This is a genomic window from Nocardia sp. NPDC004711, assembly GCF_053601595.1.
Genome location: NZ_JBSGCB010000060.1, coordinates 1 through 16,003, shown reverse-complemented (window position 1 = coordinate 16,003; position 16,003 = coordinate 1). Strand labels below are relative to the sequence as shown.

27 protein-coding genes and 1 tRNA gene are annotated in these 16,003 nt (G+C 66.5%); 1 reads left to right on the top strand and 27 read right to left on the bottom strand.

From position 1 onward, the window contains the following. Positions 1-71: 71 nt before the first annotated feature. From ACWEKS_RS40000 to ACWEKS_RS39875, 26 genes are all read right to left on the bottom strand, one after another. Positions 72-176: transfer RNA gene (locus ACWEKS_RS40000), tRNA-OTHER, on the bottom strand. Between the two features lie 109 nt (positions 177-285). Further along, entirely contained in the window at positions 286-567 is a 282-nt protein-coding gene (locus tag ACWEKS_RS39995; RefSeq protein ID WP_452344923.1) for an HNH endonuclease, read from the bottom strand. A gap of 287 nt (positions 568-854) precedes the next feature. Further along, the gene (locus tag ACWEKS_RS39990) at positions 855-1,157 is read right to left on the bottom strand and encodes a hypothetical protein (protein ID WP_452344922.1); all 303 of its coding nucleotides are present in this window, start codon (positions 1,155-1,157) and stop codon (positions 855-857) included. A 316-nt stretch (positions 1,158-1,473) separates the two neighbouring features. Further along, positions 1,474-2,160, bottom strand: coding sequence for a hypothetical protein (locus ACWEKS_RS39985; protein ID WP_452344921.1), 687 nt, complete (start codon positions 2,158-2,160; stop codon positions 1,474-1,476). Next, entirely contained in the window at positions 2,153-2,395 is a 243-nt protein-coding gene (locus ACWEKS_RS39980; protein ID WP_452344920.1) for a hypothetical protein, read from the bottom strand. The genes ACWEKS_RS39985 and ACWEKS_RS39980 overlap by 8 nt, the downstream gene beginning before the upstream one ends. Before the next feature lie 204 nt (positions 2,396-2,599). After that, positions 2,600-2,959 (bottom strand): hypothetical protein, encoded by a 360-nt coding sequence (locus ACWEKS_RS39975; RefSeq protein ID WP_452344919.1) that lies wholly within the window; start codon positions 2,957-2,959, stop codon positions 2,600-2,602. Further along, positions 2,952-3,581 (bottom strand): hypothetical protein, encoded by a 630-nt coding sequence (locus ACWEKS_RS39970; protein WP_452344918.1) that lies wholly within the window; start codon positions 3,579-3,581, stop codon positions 2,952-2,954. The genes ACWEKS_RS39975 and ACWEKS_RS39970 overlap by 8 nt, the downstream gene beginning before the upstream one ends. Continuing rightward, positions 3,574-4,197: a hypothetical protein gene (locus ACWEKS_RS39965; RefSeq protein WP_452344917.1), complete on the bottom strand. Its 624-nt coding sequence runs from the start codon at positions 4,195-4,197 to the stop codon at positions 3,574-3,576. Before ACWEKS_RS39965 ends, ACWEKS_RS39970 begins: the two co-directional genes overlap by 8 nt. Beyond that, complete coding sequence (locus ACWEKS_RS39960) at positions 4,190-4,483, bottom strand: hypothetical protein (RefSeq protein WP_452344916.1); 294 nt, start codon at positions 4,481-4,483, stop codon at positions 4,190-4,192. Before ACWEKS_RS39960 ends, ACWEKS_RS39965 begins: the two co-directional genes overlap by 8 nt. Next, positions 4,470-4,781: a glutaredoxin family protein gene (locus ACWEKS_RS39955; protein WP_452344915.1), complete on the bottom strand. Its 312-nt coding sequence runs from the start codon at positions 4,779-4,781 to the stop codon at positions 4,470-4,472. Before ACWEKS_RS39955 ends, ACWEKS_RS39960 begins: the two co-directional genes overlap by 14 nt. Continuing rightward, a complete protein-coding gene (locus ACWEKS_RS39950; RefSeq protein ID WP_452344914.1) occupies positions 4,774-5,163 on the bottom strand; it encodes a hypothetical protein in 390 nt (129 codons plus the stop codon). The genes ACWEKS_RS39955 and ACWEKS_RS39950 overlap by 8 nt, the downstream gene beginning before the upstream one ends. After that, positions 5,156-5,719: a hypothetical protein gene (locus ACWEKS_RS39945; RefSeq protein WP_452344913.1), complete on the bottom strand. Its 564-nt coding sequence runs from the start codon at positions 5,717-5,719 to the stop codon at positions 5,156-5,158. Before ACWEKS_RS39945 ends, ACWEKS_RS39950 begins: the two co-directional genes overlap by 8 nt. Next, a complete protein-coding gene (locus ACWEKS_RS39940; RefSeq protein ID WP_452344912.1) occupies positions 5,712-6,653 on the bottom strand; it encodes a hypothetical protein in 942 nt (313 codons plus the stop codon). The genes ACWEKS_RS39945 and ACWEKS_RS39940 overlap by 8 nt, the downstream gene beginning before the upstream one ends. An 82-nt stretch (positions 6,654-6,735) precedes the next feature. Beyond that, positions 6,736-7,017 (bottom strand): hypothetical protein, encoded by a 282-nt coding sequence (locus ACWEKS_RS39935; protein WP_452344911.1) that lies wholly within the window; start codon positions 7,015-7,017, stop codon positions 6,736-6,738. Further along, entirely contained in the window at positions 7,010-8,053 is a 1,044-nt protein-coding gene (locus ACWEKS_RS39930; RefSeq protein ID WP_452344910.1) for a DNA translocase FtsK, read from the bottom strand. Before ACWEKS_RS39930 ends, ACWEKS_RS39935 begins: the two co-directional genes overlap by 8 nt. After that, on the bottom strand, positions 8,050-8,349 hold the full coding sequence (locus tag ACWEKS_RS39925; protein ID WP_452344909.1) for a hypothetical protein: 300 nt from the start codon (positions 8,347-8,349) through the stop codon (positions 8,050-8,052). The genes ACWEKS_RS39930 and ACWEKS_RS39925 overlap by 4 nt, the downstream gene beginning before the upstream one ends. Then, positions 8,346-9,512, bottom strand: coding sequence for a recombinase RecT (locus ACWEKS_RS39920; protein ID WP_452344908.1), 1,167 nt, complete (start codon positions 9,510-9,512; stop codon positions 8,346-8,348). Before ACWEKS_RS39920 ends, ACWEKS_RS39925 begins: the two co-directional genes overlap by 4 nt. After that, positions 9,509-10,339: a PD-(D/E)XK nuclease-like domain-containing protein gene (locus tag ACWEKS_RS39915; RefSeq protein ID WP_452344907.1), complete on the bottom strand. Its 831-nt coding sequence runs from the start codon at positions 10,337-10,339 to the stop codon at positions 9,509-9,511. Before ACWEKS_RS39915 ends, ACWEKS_RS39920 begins: the two co-directional genes overlap by 4 nt. Beyond that, complete coding sequence (locus ACWEKS_RS39910; protein WP_452344906.1) at positions 10,336-10,623, bottom strand: WhiB family transcriptional regulator; 288 nt, start codon at positions 10,621-10,623, stop codon at positions 10,336-10,338. Before ACWEKS_RS39910 ends, ACWEKS_RS39915 begins: the two co-directional genes overlap by 4 nt. Beyond that, positions 10,620-10,868 (bottom strand): hypothetical protein, encoded by a 249-nt coding sequence (locus ACWEKS_RS39905; RefSeq protein WP_452344905.1) that lies wholly within the window; start codon positions 10,866-10,868, stop codon positions 10,620-10,622. The genes ACWEKS_RS39910 and ACWEKS_RS39905 overlap by 4 nt, the downstream gene beginning before the upstream one ends. Then, entirely contained in the window at positions 10,865-11,611 is a 747-nt protein-coding gene (locus tag ACWEKS_RS39900) for a DUF6551 family protein (protein ID WP_452344904.1), read from the bottom strand. The genes ACWEKS_RS39905 and ACWEKS_RS39900 overlap by 4 nt, the downstream gene beginning before the upstream one ends. Before the next feature lie 40 nt (positions 11,612-11,651). Further along, a complete protein-coding gene (locus ACWEKS_RS39895) occupies positions 11,652-12,473 on the bottom strand; it encodes a hypothetical protein (protein ID WP_452344903.1) in 822 nt (273 codons plus the stop codon). Then, a complete protein-coding gene (locus ACWEKS_RS39890) occupies positions 12,470-12,757 on the bottom strand; it encodes a hypothetical protein (RefSeq protein ID WP_452344902.1) in 288 nt (95 codons plus the stop codon). Before ACWEKS_RS39890 ends, ACWEKS_RS39895 begins: the two co-directional genes overlap by 4 nt. A gap of 47 nt (positions 12,758-12,804) precedes the next feature. After that, a complete protein-coding gene (locus ACWEKS_RS39885) occupies positions 12,805-13,062 on the bottom strand; it encodes a hypothetical protein (RefSeq protein ID WP_452344901.1) in 258 nt (85 codons plus the stop codon). Then, the gene (locus ACWEKS_RS39880) at positions 13,059-13,289 is read right to left on the bottom strand and encodes a hypothetical protein (protein WP_452344900.1); all 231 of its coding nucleotides are present in this window, start codon (positions 13,287-13,289) and stop codon (positions 13,059-13,061) included. The genes ACWEKS_RS39885 and ACWEKS_RS39880 overlap by 4 nt, the downstream gene beginning before the upstream one ends. Before the next feature lie 350 nt (positions 13,290-13,639). Further along, positions 13,640-13,855, bottom strand: coding sequence for a helix-turn-helix domain-containing protein (locus ACWEKS_RS39875; RefSeq protein WP_379404032.1), 216 nt, complete (start codon positions 13,853-13,855; stop codon positions 13,640-13,642). Positions 13,856-13,967: 112 nt separating this feature from the next. On the opposite strand from ACWEKS_RS39875, the gene ACWEKS_RS39870 reads away from it, so the two are divergent. Further along, a complete protein-coding gene (locus ACWEKS_RS39870; RefSeq protein ID WP_379404033.1) occupies positions 13,968-14,252 on the top strand; it encodes a helix-turn-helix domain-containing protein in 285 nt (94 codons plus the stop codon). 325 nt (positions 14,253-14,577) lie between these two features. Here ACWEKS_RS39870 and ACWEKS_RS39865 read toward each other — a convergent pair whose 3' ends face one another. Further along, the gene (locus tag ACWEKS_RS39865) at positions 14,578-15,963 is read right to left on the bottom strand and encodes a recombinase family protein (protein ID WP_452344899.1); all 1,386 of its coding nucleotides are present in this window, start codon (positions 15,961-15,963) and stop codon (positions 14,578-14,580) included. Positions 15,964-16,003: the final 40 nt, after the last annotated feature.

The window sequence follows — 16,003 nt, the reverse complement described above, 5'->3', positions numbered from 1 at the left end:
CGAAATCGCTGATTTTGGGCCAATTTTCGATGGTTTCGGCCTCGAAAATCGGTGAATTTGACCTCAACTTGTGGCGGGCACCGGATTCGAACCGGCGGCTTCCCCTGCTGGGGCACTCTCGGTCATCGGGTACCAGTGCACCTTCCCCGATGCCTCCCAGGCTGAGTTAGCCCGCCTGCCTTGGCATTCTAGTGGCCTGTCGTCCTGTGGTGATGTGCGCATCCGCACCATTCGTGCTTGCAGTCCCACATGCACGAGCAGTCAGCATCGGTCATCGTCGCTCTCTCACCAGGTTCGCGACGTGATGAATGTCCGGACGCCGGCCTGGTCGTCCTCGGTCGTCTTGTCGCTCTTCCATCGGTTGCATTGCCTGTGTGCGGCCTGCTTGTTGTCGAGGGTGTCTGTGCCGCCCTTGGCCAATGGGGTGACGTGGTCTACTACGAACTCACCTGGGTCGAGATGCGGGAGTGTGTAGTCGATCTCGTTGCCACAGATGCCGCATGGTGGCCGGCCTCGGGCGATGACTGCCCGATGCCGGTCACGGGTTGTCGTGCTGCGTTGCGTCATTGATGTCCTGTCTCCACGTTGTCCATGCGTCGCCGATGGTCTGGTGATCAGGACAGAACATCAGTGGGGCAACCGAGAGCACGCCAGTCGGCAGGATCGCGGACAACTGGAAGCGGATGCAGCTGGGTAGTCCACATGCCTCGCACCACAGGCCAGCCTCGGGAGTGCCGACCTGTAGTGCGACGGTCACGTACGACATGCTCAGCCCCAGGGCCCGAAGGTCCAGCAGCCCAACATGTTCGGCCACCGCAGCGGCAGCACCAGGATCGGGTACTTCAGGATCATGGTCAGCTCCTCTGCGGCCAGTTCCAGAAGCCAGCGCCATCGCCTTCGGATCGCGCGGGCGCCCAGTACTCGTCGGTGCCGTCGAGCTGCACCTTGAGATTCACCAAGTCGCCCCGGGTGCGCACGATGAGGGCCGGGTAGACGTCGCCCGCGCGGGCCTCGTTGCCGTAGTGCGCGACGTATCCGGTGTCGGCGTAGCCCTCGGTTCGGCGGTGCTCGGCGAAGTCGACGCGGCGCTTGTTGATGGCCTGGGCGTCGTACTCGGTGAGGGTGTAGTGGACGATGCGCCCGATGGTGGGCTGCATCAGAAGACGGTGCGGAACGCGGCACCGGCGACGTTGAGGGCGGCGCGGCCGACGAGCGACCAGTCGATGGCGTGGGCGACGGCGGACAGGGTGTCGACGAACATGGCTACTCCTTGGTGGTGTGGGTGGTGAAGCCCTGGACTCGCGCCCTGTGTCCGAGTGGAGCTCTATGGCGGGTGCGGGAGTCTGGAAATGCCGAAGGCCGCTCACGGATTCCGTGGCGGCCTTCATGATGTGAACTGCTCGCTGCGCGTACAGCTCACGCGCTACGCGCTCAGCGTAGCACCGGGGGTGTCCGTAAGAAGATCAGTGCTCGTCAGCTCGCTTTCGCGTGGCGGGTCCTGATCGGGATCCGTAGGTGTGCGTCGAGGACGTCGCCGACGGGGAACAGCAGCGGCCAATCCGGTCGCCACGGCCCCGGGACCGGTCGAATTTCTTCGGCGTCGCGCAGTACGAAAACCCTTCGCCGGGTGAGGTTGCGATACTCCTCGCCGAGCTCCTGTGCGAGCGTGGCGATTCCGGAGGCACTGAGCGCCATCGCCCGAGCGTGCATGAGCTTGGCGTCGTCGACCACAACCTCGAAGGCCGGCGGGCACACGATCGCGTCGGCCTTCTTGGTGATGGCGTGCAGGTTCGGGTAGCAGTCGTCCGCGCCCTCGGTGTACGCCAGCGAGTAGATGTGCCGGTCCAGCCACAGCGCGAGACCGCCTGTGCCCGTAAGCCCCTGGTAGGCGATGGCCCGCTGTTCGCACACCAGCATCACCCAGCTGACCAGCTCGGCGTGGAGCTTGTCGGCGACCTTCGCAGCGCCCGAGTGGTACGGGAGCGGCTGGCCGAAGACCTTCTGAGACTTGCCGGCGCCTATCGAGCCGAGGCGGGCCTGTTTGGTGCGGGTGTGATGGAGATCGACGGCGAGGGCGGGGATTCTGCGCAGTAGCCGCCGCAGCAACTGCAGCTGGTGATCGGGGATGAACGTGTCGGCACCGAGGTCTCGGTCAGACACCCTCGATCACCTCCTGCGCCTCGAAGCTCAGGACGATCTCGTCATCGCACGCGTAGGCCCGAATGCAGTCGTCATAGGTCGCAGGCTTGCCCGTGACGGACTCGTAGCGGTTCTGGGCGGCGGCGATCGCCCGCAGCATTTCCCCGAGCATCACGCCGTGGGAGCCGGGTTCCGCGCCCCTCAGTGCCCACTCGAAGCGGGTTACGGTGCGTGTGCGTTCTACGTATGCGGCCATCAGAGTGCAGCCCCTTTCGTGATGTTGCGGAGGATCGAGAGAGTCGCGCCCACAATGCCTTTCGGTGTCGGCGCGATAGGCTGGATCGGCTCGGGCGCGACGGCCTGCGGGTAACAGCGTCCGCATCGAACGCCGCCCGGGTGCCAGTGCGCTCTGGGGGCGCGGGCGCGGGCGTCCTCGTATGGCTCGTACCAGGAACGGCGGTCAGTCACGGTCGCTCGCCCCCGGCTGCCACAGCACGGCCCACTGGCCAGGCGGCAAGTGCATGACGAACTCCCACCAAGGCTCGGCGAAGTCGAGGAAATGAACCTTGGTGTTGTGACCGGGCCATTCACCGGCACCTCCGTGATCCACAGAGCCGACGTCGCCGTGCGTGGACCGCAGGACAGTGCCGGTCGGCTCGTTCGGGATCTGCGCGGTCTCGATCACGCGGGCGGGTGGACGCCAGCCTGATTCGAGAAGGCTCGCGGCGACCTCGCGCTCGTCCGCGCCGTCGCCGCTCTCGCCTGGCTCGCGCATGGCGTCAGCGAGGTCGACGGTCAGCAGGTCGAGTGGGTCAGGCATGGTCGTTCACCTCCCGCAGCTCGTACACAGTGCCGCCCGCTCCGTCAGCGGCATCGAGGGCGAATTCGAGGTCGGCGAAAACCCTCTCGCCGACCAGCTGCACGTCCTCGTAGTCGACATCGCCGCAGAGGACGGCGTATCCATCCCGCTGCTCCAGCTCGGCGTTGCGGGCTTCAGCCTTCGCGGCGCGGACCTCGGCTTCACGGCGCAGCGTATGCGGGGATGGTCCTCCTGCCCGGCGGACATGCACGATGTAGCCCCGCTGGTTGGCCGGGGATACCTCGAACTCGACGTAGTTCTGCGCCTGGTCGTCATCGAGCATCCGGCCGCAGGCGAGGCTCATGGCAAGCACGAGTTCCCGGGCCTGCTCGGTGGTGGGGACGGTGGCGAGGGTGGCGACGCCGTTCTCTGCGGTGAGGCTCTGGATGCCGAATTCGTCGGCGACCCGCTCGGCGTCCTCGTCGGCGATGCGGGCGAGGAGTGCCCTCACTAAATCCGGTGCGTCCCGCAGCATCTGCGCGTACGCGGTCAGTCCGTTGCGGATGGAGATCTCGACATCCGGCGTTTCCTCGGCGGCGGACAGGAACGCGTGGCATGCGGCGATGAGGGCTTGGTCAGCCATGGTCCACCTCCGGCTGCCCGTCGAGGATCGCGAGCACCTTTCGGCCATCGAAAATCTGCTGTTCGGTGTACTTTTCGGTGTCCTCGTCGTAATCGTTGGGCTGGGTCGCCCATTCGGTGGCGAGGGACTTCACGAGGGCGGCCTGCTGCACCAGCTCGGCGATGCGGGCGTTGGCCACGAGCAGGTCGCGTTTGAGCTGCCCGATGGTCGCGGCATGCTCGGTGAGCATGTAGCGGCGGCGTGTCAGCGTCGTACGGTAGACGCGCCCGGAAGACTCCAGCTCGGCGATGCGGGCGTGGGCCTTGGCGAGATCTGCCCCCAGCTCGGCTACGCGTTCCCACACCACCTGCCAGTCACCGTCACCGGTCTCGTCGATGATGTCGTGCAAACCGGTAGCGTCCAGGGCAGCCCGGCACTGGCGCTCGACGACGCCGCCCAGCGTCTTGCAGGCGCGACGGAACTGCGCAACCTGCTCCTGCAACTGCCGGCGCGACGTCCACACCGCGCCGAGCGCGGACATGGCCGCCTCGAAATCGGTGCCTTCGTCACGCTCCCCATGCGGTTCGGTGAGGGTCACGGTCGCTCCGGTGTCGGTGGTGATAGTGCGGTCAGGCATTGTTCGGCTCCATCGGTGCGGTGGTGGGCAGGTAGTTGGGGCCGGCCAAGTTGGCTGCGGCGAGGTCGGTTTCGCGGGTCTTGGCGATGGCCACGCCGTCCACGCCGACGACCGTGCACGCAGCCCGGACAACGCCGTAGTCGGTTTCGTAGATGCGATCCAGGCGAAGGGTGCGCGTGTTGTGGTCACGCTTGTCGCGCAGGAAGTCGCCGACGGTGATGGTGTTGCCGCGGCTACGGCTGTAGGTGTGGATGCGTTCGGTGTCTGTGAGGTCAGGCTGCGCCATCGCTGTCTCCTTCCGTGACGACCGCGCTCGGCGTCCAGTTCTTCAAGGCGACGGCGAGCTGGTCGATCTTGGTGAGCTGGAACCCTGACCAGTGCATGTCGCCCGCGACGGTGACGGGCAGGGACTGGTAGCCGAGTTCACGGACCCGGGTGGCGGCGTTCTCGTCGGTCGTGATGTCCAGCTTCACGAACGGGATGCCGCGATTCTCAAGGGCTTTCGCGGTCGCGACGCACTGGCCGCAGCCTGGCTTGCTGTACAGCACGACGCGCGGGGCGTCGGGATGGATCTGGTCAGGCATGCGGGTTCTCCCATGCGGCGAGGGGCGCGACCGCGGCGACGTACGCCTCGCGCAAGTCGTCGCCGCCGGAGCCGTAGGTCTCGTACGCCCGGCCGCGGCCTTCGCTGGTGTCGAACAGGGCCGGGTCGGCGGCGCGGATGTCGGTGAGGGCCTGGTAGTACGCGGCGAGCTCTTCCTCGAGGTCGTCTCCGGCGGCGGTCTCCGCGCGCAGTTCGGTCTCCAGCTTGACGTTGTGGGCGAGGGTCACTTCCAACGCTTCGGCGAGTTCGGCGAGCAGCTCGAACGCGCGGTATTCGTCGCGAGTCCGCCCTACGGTGGGCGGTTCCGCGACCAGATTGCGCGCCTCAGCGATTTTCGGGGCGTAGTCAGGGCTTTCAGGCACGGCGGGTCTCCTTCAGGGTTGCAACGGGCACGGAATCGGTTGGGGGCGAGTCGGATTCAGGAACAGTGAGGCGCTCGAGGCACGGGATCTTCTGCGCAGTCTCGTGAACGGTGACGCATGCGTCGTTGGGCTCGGCGTGGCAGCGCGGGCACTCGCGGTCGATCGCGCCGTTCACGTCGTAGGCGGCCCAGATCGGCGACCCTGTGGCGTTGATCGGTAGCCCGGAGTACCCGCCGCTGTGCAGCGCCTTCGCCTCGACAACCTCGGCGCGCACCTCGACGGCCTTCTCGCGCTCGGCGCGCTGGCGCCGGGATTCGCGGGCATGGTGCAACAGGTCGCCGATGCCGATCGTGCGGCCTTCGGTCTCGGCTTCGTAGTAGCGCATGACAGCCTCGATGAGGTCAGGGGTGTCGAGTTCCCAGCGCTGGACACTTTCAGCCCACGCGGCGAGCCGGGCCTCGTCGGCGTCGCCGAGCTTGTCGTCGTAGACGCGGGCGCGCGACCATGCCGCAGCAGCGGCGCGCATGGCGCTCTGGCTGGCTGCGATCTCAGCCATGAGTCACTCCCTTCGAAATCAGGTTTTCTGCGATCTGCATTGCGTCCAGGGCGCGTTCTGACGGCTTGCTGCGTCCGCGCTGGCGGCGGCTCGCGCGATTGCCGACGCTGTTGGCCTTGTGGACGAAATTCGGTATCTGCGTGGGCGACCAGGAATCCGAGTCGGTCCACGCCTGGAGTCCCTCGGCGATGGCGGGCGGTGGGATTCCGGCCTTGAGGCATTTGTCGATCTCGACGCCGACCTTGGTGAGCACACCGGACTCGAGCGGCGTCGACAGCGACTCGGAGAACGCGACGGCGATCTCGTGCGCTTCGGCGCTGCGCGCGGTCGCGTTGAGGCGCTGCGCGATCTGCGCCCCTCCCCCGCCCGCTTTCGCGGGCACGAGCGCAAGTGAGGTGGCGCGCTCGGCGGGGGGACGGGGGGTTTTATCTGTTCCCCTGTTCCCCTGTTCCCCTGTTCCAGCGCCCGGCATCCGCCGAGGGCTCGGCGAAGACTCGGCGGGTTCCCCCGAGGACTCGACGAGTCCCTCCGAATCGCTATCTACCTGGTGTGTTTCGACGCCGATGAGCTGATTGGTGGCCGGATCGTATTCCTGGCCCTCCTCAGGCTCGGGCCAACGTCCCCCCGAGCGCTTATCGATTTTCTGGTGCTTCTCCCATGAGGGGATGGCGTAGAACGACCGTCCGTCGACCTTGTAGAAAATCACTCCGAACACTCGGCGGACTTCGCCGAGGAACCGCCGAAACTCCGCGAGGGTCATGTCCTCGTCGCGCGGGAACGCGAAACCCATGAGTTCGCGTGCTTCGGCCTTGCCGCGGCCGCAGTCGTCGGCCCAGTTCCACATGGCGATGAACAGCAGCCGCGCGAACGGGTGCATCGTCTCGACGCCGGGCGAATCCCAGAACTCCGGCTTGATAGTCCGGATGCGGGCCATCAGTTCACCGCCTGTTGGATGTTGTGCATGGGCGAGAACGGCGACCCTTCACGGGCCGCCGCCTCGGAATCCTCGAAGGACTTCATGGCCGCCTGGATAGCGGGATCGTCAGGCCGGCCGACTCGACCGCGGCGCGAATGTGCGCGCCGAGGCGGGCATCGTTGGTCTGATCGGCGAGCCCGATCTCTCGGAAGGCCTTGCCCATGGCCTGGTCTTCTGCGAGCTGCAGCTCGACCTTGCGGCGAAGGTGCGGAAACGACTCGTCGAACAGCCCACCGAGTTCCAGCGACCCCAGTTCAGAGACCACCGACCGCACCAGCACGAGGGCGTTGAGTTTGTCTACAGCGCTACGGATTTCAGGCATCGGCGCTCACCTCGACGTTGCGAAGATCGGCCAGCAGCGCGTCGGCCTGATCCGCGGCCACGTGGACGTCACGGCCGCCGCTGACCTTGGTCGGCCCGACGATTCCGGCCTGTTCCATCTGGTCCAGCAGTCGCCCGGCCTTGCCGTATCCGATGCGCAGCTTGCGCTGCAGCATCGACCCGGACCCGAACTGGCTGCGCACGACCAGCTCGACCGCACGCACATACAAGTCGCGGTCGTCGCCGAGGTTGTCGGGCGTGCTCGCGGACACGGCCGGGTCGGCCGGGTCTGCCTGCGGAACGCGTTCGGGCGGTGTCGCAGCGACGATCTGGGGCAGGCGTGCCGACCACCGCTCGGCGTACGCACGAGCCTTGTCCCTTTCCTCATCGAACATCGATTGCGGGACCATCGCGCCGAGGAACGACTCGCCGCATCGCATGAGCATCGTTTGCGTCCTCTTCATCAGCCCCCGACGGGTCTCGACGGCCAGCCGCTCGCCGTAGGCTTTCGTGGCGTCTTTCCAGCGCGAGAGGTGGTCACCGCTGATCGTCATGTCGCCGAGGTCGACGACCGTCACGAGCTGCCCGGAATGGGCGTGCTCGATCAACCGCGGCACCACGTTGAGTGCGTCCTCGGTGGCCAGGCGCGGGAACGAATACTCGCGGCCGACACCGATATTGAGCCCCGAGCAGTCTTTGGCGGTGACCTGCTCGGCGTCGATCTCGAACCGCAGTAGGTATTGCGGGCTGTCGCCGGAATCCTTGCCGGGCGCGTGGAAGATCGACAGCAGCTCGGCCACGTCATCGCGCAGGAGCTCGACGAGTTCGACGGGCTCGCCGTCGTGCTCCCAGACCGACACATCCGCGAGAGCCGCGGTGAACCGGTCTGTCGCGGACACCGTCATGTGCTCAGTGCCGATCGTGAGGCGGACGCGGTTGATCTCGGGAAAATCCTTGTCGGTGCTCGCATGCACACGCACCGAGGCCAGGGCCTGGCGCAGGTCGGCAGTGCCGACTGTGATCGTGGTCGCGCTCATTCCGGCCGTCCTGTCGTGGTGGTGGTGGTGAGGCCGAGCACCGCGCGGACCTCGGCGCGGGCCTGCCGGGCCTCGTTGACGTCCTCGATGACGCCCGAGTTGAAGGCCGCAATGACATTCGCCTTGCGCAGCTCGTCGACCAGGTCGGGCAGGCCCGCGCCGAGGTATTCCCCGACGGCGAGCATGGCGCGAGTGGTGGCCTCGGCGGCGATGGTCAGCGAGTAAGCGCCGACCTCGGCGGCCGACAGTTGGCGCAGGGCGCGGACGGCTTCGGTGAGGTGCTGCTCGGCGCTCATTCCGCACCGCCCTCGGCCTTGGCCTGCTCTGCGGCCCGCGCGTCGGCGAGCTCGTCGACGAGGGTCGCTGCCTCGTCCTCGGTGATCTCGTTCACGGACTTGATCGGGCGCTCGAGAATCCGGGATGCGAGGTCGAGCTGATCGGCCTCGGCCTTCACGCGGAGGGCCTTCATGTGCTCGCCGATCGCCTCGGACTGCTCGGCTGTCATGCGGGGCGGCTCGGCGGGTTTGTCGGCCTTGCGCGTGGTGCGCGAACGCTTCGGCGACTCGGCGTCGGGTGATGCCGACGGTGTGACCTGCGCAGTGTCCGGTTTTGCGCCCGAATCTGAGGTGACCTGAGCCTCGGACGCGCGGTGCGCGGCCTCCGCCACGGCGGCGTTGTCGGCCTCCTGCTCGCGGTTCACGACGTCGCGCAAGGGCGGGTGGTCCTGAATATCCGCGGCCTCGACGGCGAACATCGATGCGGCCGAGTGATGGACGCGCTCGGCGGTCGCCCGGACCGGCGAGCCGTTCGGGTCGATCACCTGCACCGCGTCCTCGAGCTGCACGCCCGAGAAATCGTCGGGGTATGCGCGCCGCCATGCCTGCGCCTCAGCGCATTTCGCGATTTGGTTCGCAGGCATCTTCTTCCACATGCTGTTCGGCTCGTCTTTGCCGGGCGTGGTCTGGACGTATTCGCGGTACATGGCGATGCCGACGTGCGCCTCGCCGTCGCGGAAGATGGTGAACTTGGCGGCCGCCGGCGGGGTGTTGGACAGCCACACGTCTTGCCAGCCGCGGCCGTCCTCCCCCTGCCAATACGGGCCGTCGGTCTGGACTTTCGAGTTCTCCCGTTTCGCGGCCTCGCGGCCGTTGCGCCGGAATCCGTCAATGCCGGTCTGGATCGTGTATTTCATGATCCAGTCCTCGACCTTGCGCTTGGCCTGGTCGTCCCAATAGCTCACCCTGGTCTTGCGACCGATCATGTAAATCTGCTTGCGGAACGGGTCGAGGCCGGTGGTCTGGCAGACGTGGTGGAACACGCGCAGGTCGCCCTCGGGCGCGTCCTCAAGGCCGAGCTGACGCAGCGCGGCGACCTGCTCGGGGGTCCAGTCGGTTTGATCGGCAGTCATCGCGATGGCCGAACGCCTGGCACCTCGCACGGCGATTTCGTTGCTGGTCACCTGTACTCCTCCTGCTTGTAAGCCCATGCGGGCAAATCGATTTGGTGAATTTCGTCGCCGTAGCCGGGCCACGTGCCGGTGTCTTTGCACCGGCGGATCGCCGCGAGAGTCTCGCGGTTGCGGCGGCGGCCGAGCTCGACGGCCTCGGGCCGCAACTCGATTGCCGTCGCCAGATAGGGCGGCTCTTTCGACACGACGAGGAACGCGAACGCAGCCTCGATGTCGTGCTCGAACAGGCGGTCGACGTACCAGGGGTCTTGCCTGAAATAGCCGAACTTGTAGGCGCTTTCGGCGAAGTGGCGCGGGTTTGCCGAGGTGCTCGTTTTCACGTCCAGCGCCAGCGCCAGGCCTGACCGCGGCGGCCGGTAGAGGATGTCCGGGCGCACCTTGACCTCGAGGCCGGTCTCGGCGTCGACCGACCACCCGGACAGTTCGGGCGCACCTTGGCGCAGGGCGACGCCGAGCGGGTGAGCGTGCAGCGAGTCGACCATCGCGTGCACGCGCTCGAATGCCTCGGGCAGCAGCGCGATACCGCCGCGGGCCCGAATGTCGTCGCGCTGCGCCTTGGCGTGCTTGGTGCGCCAGTCGTCGGCCTCGACCTTGACGACGTCGCAAACGACGCCAGGCGCGACCGCGACCGAACGCTTAGCCGACAGCGCGTGAACGGCCTTGCCCTCCTCGAAATGGTCGGCCGTCGACTCGCTCGGGTTGTCCTGCTTGTACTTCCACTCGGCCGGGGCCACGCCATCGAACGCCCGCACGGTCGACGATCCGAGGGCCCGGTGTGCGTGGTACTCGCGGTCGGGGATTCCGGGGATCAGGGTCATGCGGACACCTGCCGCAGCTGCTCGTACCGCTTGGCCAATGTCGACTTGCTGGAAACCTGGTCGCCCAGATCAACGCCGCCCCAGATGCCGTAGCGCTCACCATTGGCCAAAGCGTCAGCTGCGCACTGCCTTCGAACGGGGCAGGCGAGGCACACGCGCAACGCGGCCGTTACCGCCTTACGTCGAGTCGCTCGGCTCTTGGGCTCCCTCGGCGTGGGTGGGTAAAACGCTTCAGTCAACAGGCCAGCGCAAGCAGCCTCCTCGTGCCATGCCTTGTGCGTCACGCGACCACCCGCCAGGGCTCGCGGTCCCACGGCGCACCCTCATCGTCGAGGGTGTCGGCCTCGCCGGTGCCCGAGCAGCAGGGCCCGCCCTCGCCCTCACACACCGGGCAATCGACCACGATCGCGGTCGGGGCGAGCAAGTCCTGCACCAGGATTGAGAGCCCCACGTACACCACCCACCCGAGACCGCCCAGGACGAGCCCGCGGGCGGCGAGGTTCAGCAGCAGATCAGACATGGTGGTCATCGGGTGACCCCCAAGTTCCACCACGGCTCGATGCGCTTGCCGCTGCCCTGATTGACGAAGGCGACCATGGTGTGCGCGTAGCACTGGTCGGCCGGGTTGCCAGTGGCCTCCCGCATCGACTTCGCCGCCCGCCGCAACTCGACGAGCCCCTTGCGGGTCAGCCGGTCAGTCAACCGCTGCTCGTCGATGCCGTCGCCGTACCGGTCTTTGATCAGCGCCAGCGCTGAGATCGGCTCCCTGCGGAATCCGTCATATCCGTAGCTGTCGCGGATCACGCGCAGCGAGAACGACAGCGACCCCGGGCCGTGCTTGCGGTAGGTATTCAGAATCGTTGCGACACAGGTGATCTCCTCGAGATCCTTGTTCGTGCCGATACGCAGATCCAGAGCCCGCACGATGCGATCCACATCCGATTCGGCCGACTTGCCGGCGGTCAACGCGACCTTGTACCGGCCCATCGGCCCCTGCTGCCTCGTGCGGTTCAACTCCAGAAACAGCTCGGCCTCTTGCGCGTTGGTCAGCCCCTCATACACATGGCATTGCACCTGCTGGGCCGAACCGAGCCACGAGACCGCAGCCTGCACACGATGCTGACCGTCGACGATGTAGTACCAGCCGTCGCGGTGCGAGACGTGAACGAACCCCATGAGGTCGGGGTTGAAATCCTTGGCCAGCTCATCGACCCACGCCTGCGACAGGGCGCGCTGCGCGAGCGGGTTGACCTTCATCTGGTCCAGCCGCACCCACTGCAACCGGCTGGTGACCTGGATACGGGCAGGCGAGTTAGCCATTGGCGATCTCCTTGACATGCTTACGAATGGCGGCCAGCGACCGGTAGATACCGTCGGTGAGCGGCTTGCGGTCAGCGACCCGAATGTCTTGCGGGCGAATGAATTCCAGCGTCGCGACGATCCCCCGCAACATGCCGTCGATGTTGCCCAGCATCTCCGTTGGATCACCCTTCGGACCACCCGCCGGCCGCGGACCAGGCTCCGGCTCCGGCTCCGGATCTGGAACTGGAACTGGAGATGGATCCGGCTCGGGCTCCGGCGGCTGCGCCTTGGCCTTGGCCTTGCGGGCGACGTTCGCGCGAGACAGGTTGCCCTCGTCCCGAGCCTCGGCGAGAGCTTCCTCGAACTGGGAATCTGAGACGCCGTCCGTGATGGGATACACCGACCGCGAAAGCTCCTCCGCTGTCGCGTAGTCGAGAGGCTTCGGCTTCGTGATGGCCTTGCGTTCGTCAAGGCCATCACGAACGGCGGACCCGCGTGCGGACGCTTCGGACTTCGTCTCGACGGTCCCGTTGGCCTGACCTTCACGAATTGCCACTCCGATGCCACGCTCGGCGCGACGGACGAACTCCGCAGAGTCGAGCTGCATCTCCTTGCCCAACCGGAGCTGCTTGGCAATCTCACCGATAGCGGCGGCCCTCGCCTTGTACTCCACGATCTGCGGCAGATCCTGCGCGGCGATCGCCGCCAACAGCCCCGTGCGAGCCTGCGACAACAACACCGTCACCGCGCGGGCCTGCAACTCGGGATCATCGAGCGACCTCAGCGCGGCAACCTTCGTGCCCACATCCGATGGCACCACTGCGACGCTCACGGCATCACCTCGCCGTCGCCCTCGGCCGCCAGATGGGCATCCGCCGCATCGCTGTCCCACGCACGCGCCTCGGCACGCTGGGCGGCGGTCAACTCAGGCTGCGGCCCATCGACTGCCCAGCACCCCGTGGTGCTGTGGCGAGCCGTGATGGTCACGACCTCCTCGTGCCCTGCGCGGTACGCGGATCCGATCTCGACGACGCGATCGCTGCTGAGGCGTTTCGTTGCGGCGACGAACGCGCGCAGCGCCTCGAGGGTGAGGGACTCCTCGAAGGCGAGGCTCATTGTGAACGTCGCCTTATGGACCTCGGATGTCTTGTATTCCCAGCTCATTACGCACCACCCATGCCGAGCGGGCGACGGAAATCGACTATCCGACCGCACACCGTGCCGTCCGGAGGGCGGGTCACGTTGACGAACGTTGTGGGCAGGTCGCCCAGCCACTCATCCCCCGCGGTCTGAATGTGGTCATCGCACACGTAGACGTAGGCGTCGAGGCTGCCGTGGGCCCGTCCGTCGCGGGGGCTGTAACCCTCAACAGAGCGCGTGGCCAACTGGTCGCAGGTCCCGACCTTTGAGAACAGGCTCATCGCGCACCACCATTCGGCACGGCGTGCACGTCGTAGCCGAGCTTGCGGGCGATGGCGCGGGCCTGGTCGGCCAGGTCCGGGAGCTTCTCCCAGTCGAGGCGCCGCGCGAGCTCGGCGAGGCCGGCCACCGCGGCCACCTCGGCCGGGGCGGCGGTCGGGAAGTTCAGCGCGCTTCCCATCACGCGCCTGCGGCTGCGCTGGTGGCGCAGGATATTCCGACTGGACATCTCGTACACTCCTTGGTGTTCCTAGTGGGACAGCGCCCGCCGAATTGCCCTCGGTGGGCGCACTGGGTTAGTGGGATGACAGGCCACCCGGCGCGGGTAAGGGACCGCCCGCGCCGGGCGACGGGATCCCCTGATCGGTGCCAGGGGACGATTCACGCGCCACAACGGCGGCGGCGCAGAAGGAGAGGACGGGCGTGCGCCGCATCATGCGGCAGCCCTCGTGCTGGTCTTGACTACCGGCTCAGCGAATGCCCGGCGGATCGCATGCTGTTGCGCGGCCGACAGTTTCGGCGCGCGCTCAAGTTGGGCCTCGACCCATGCGCGTTTGCGGGCCTCATAGGCGGCGCTGTTCACGCGGCCAGTTCCCGTGTGAGATCGGTTACCGAGCAGCTGAGAACCGGTGCGATGGCCGCGAGTTCACGAATCTTGAAGTGACCTTGCGTAAGGCGCTTGAGGAGTACGGGCTTGGTGATGCCGGCCGCCGCCGCGAGCTGGTCGAGATCGACCGAGGCCGACGCCATCCCGCTAAGAATGTTCCGGGCAACCAAACTGTCGGTTTGATCCATACGGATTAACCTATAGATCCGTTTGGATCAATGTCAAGCCGATAGCTTGCGCGAGTATTGCTGCACCTGGTCAGCGCGGACATGTTTGACGTTTGGTCCAAAAGGACCAAGAATGGACCTCATGCACGCAGACGAAAGCACCAGTCTGACGGACATCGATGCCGTCGTCGGTGCCCAGCTAAGACACCAGCGAGACAAGCGCAGGATGACGCGCGCCGAGGTCGCAGCACTGAGCGGGTTGTCACCCGTGACAATTCAGCGACTCGAGGGCGGTAGTCGATCCGCCGACGTACAGCAGCTCGCCGCCCTCGCCGGCGTCTACGGCCTAACGCTTCACGGGTTCATGACCATGGCACTCAAGGGGACTGCATTCAGCAATCAAGCCAAATCCGAGTAGGGTCGACACCCGCCCAGAGGGCGGCGACGACCCACTCGGCCACAGTCAGATTTCCAGCAATCAGGCGGCGTTCAGCACCCGCCCCAAGTAGCGGTAGAAGTGTCGTGAGGTCCCGCGTTAGAAGCACGGCCAGCAGTCGCTCCGGGCTTGTGATATCGACGGGCACCTCGACAGTCATCGTTCCACCTCGCTACGCAGGAGAGTTGGCGCTGCACTTGCCGCCCCGAACCGGCAACCGCCTCGACAACCGAACTATGCCCGAACATACATTCGATTCGTTTCAAACGAAAGTAAACATCCGGCAAAGGGGCAATCGGGGCGCGAGCTACTCGTGCCAGTCGATCTCGATTCCCTCGGTGCGGAATCCCCTGCCCTTCGCGCCGGGATGGATGGTGATGTCCATCAGGTTCGAGATGATCGCGCGCTGCCGGTCACGGTCGAGGCCGAGGAATGCTGCGCCAACATCATCGGCACCGACAACGCCCGCGAAAACCTGGTGCCGGGTCGCGTCGACGAGCAGCGAATCGGCCTCAGCGATCTTGGCCTTGATCCGTTCCGTCGCCGTCCGCAGCTGAGACGACGTGAGGTCGCCATCGGCGAATTCGACCGCGAGCGCGTCGAGCCGCTTCTCGTATCCGGCGACCCGCGAGCGAATCTCGTCGAGGTCAGGGCGGTCGCGAGCGAGCACCAGCTCGACGGCGTCGGGTTTGGACAAGCGACCGACCACCAATTCGGTGATGTGGTCGTCGAGGGCAAGCTGATTGCGGGACAGAAAGCACGCACGGCACCGGTAAGAAACGCCGTTCGACCCAACAGCGGTACCGAATCGCGTCCCGTCGTCGCAGCGGCCGCAGCCAGGAATGCGCGTCAACATGTACTTCCCTCGGCCACCCGAACCGACGGCACGGCGGCCAGCCCTGGAAAGGTGCGCATGCACGGCGGCCCAAGTGCTCGCGTCGACGAGCGCCGGCGCCTCAGAATCCGCGACGATCTCGCCGCGGTACTCACGTTTCCCCGCATACTGCGGCGACTTCAGCAGGCGGCCCACGACCGACGACACCCACTCGTTGCCGAGCGACGTCTTGAGACCAGCCTCGTTCCACTGCTTCGCGATGCTCCACAGCGTGACGCCTGCGAGCACGTCCTCGTACGCGGCGCGCACGATTGCAGCCTCGACGGGGTGTGGTTCGCCGTCCTCGGTGTAGCCGAAGGTGCGGCGGCCGGGCCCGCGCTTGCCCATGCGGGCCCGCTGCGCGTTCGCCTCGACCTGCCGTGCGCCCTTCCTCTCCGTCTCGGCTTTCGCCACAGCTCCCTTGATCCGCGCGAACAGCCTGCCGTTGTCGGTGGACAGGTCCACGTCGCCGGTGACCGAGGCGAGTAGCAGCCCGTGCCGGTCGGCGAGGTCGATCAGGTACTCGAGTTCGACCGGGCGGCGGTACAGGCGGTCGAGATCCCATACCGCAATCGCCTGAATCTTCCCGGCCTCGATGTCCCGCAGCATCCGCTCATAGGCTTCACGTTTGCCGCGCGTGGCCGAGGTGTCGTTGTCGACGTACTCGACCGGATTGCGCCAGCCGCGGGCGACGCATAGATCGAGGCACGGACCGCGCTGCCGCGAGATCGCGAGCAGGTTCTTGTCACGGTCTAGCGATTGGCGAAGGTAAATCGCCGCTTGAATGCCGACCAGCGGGGCGACGGTGGGGTTTCGCATAGCTGGATAATACGTGCAACATCAACCTTCTCGGGGCAGA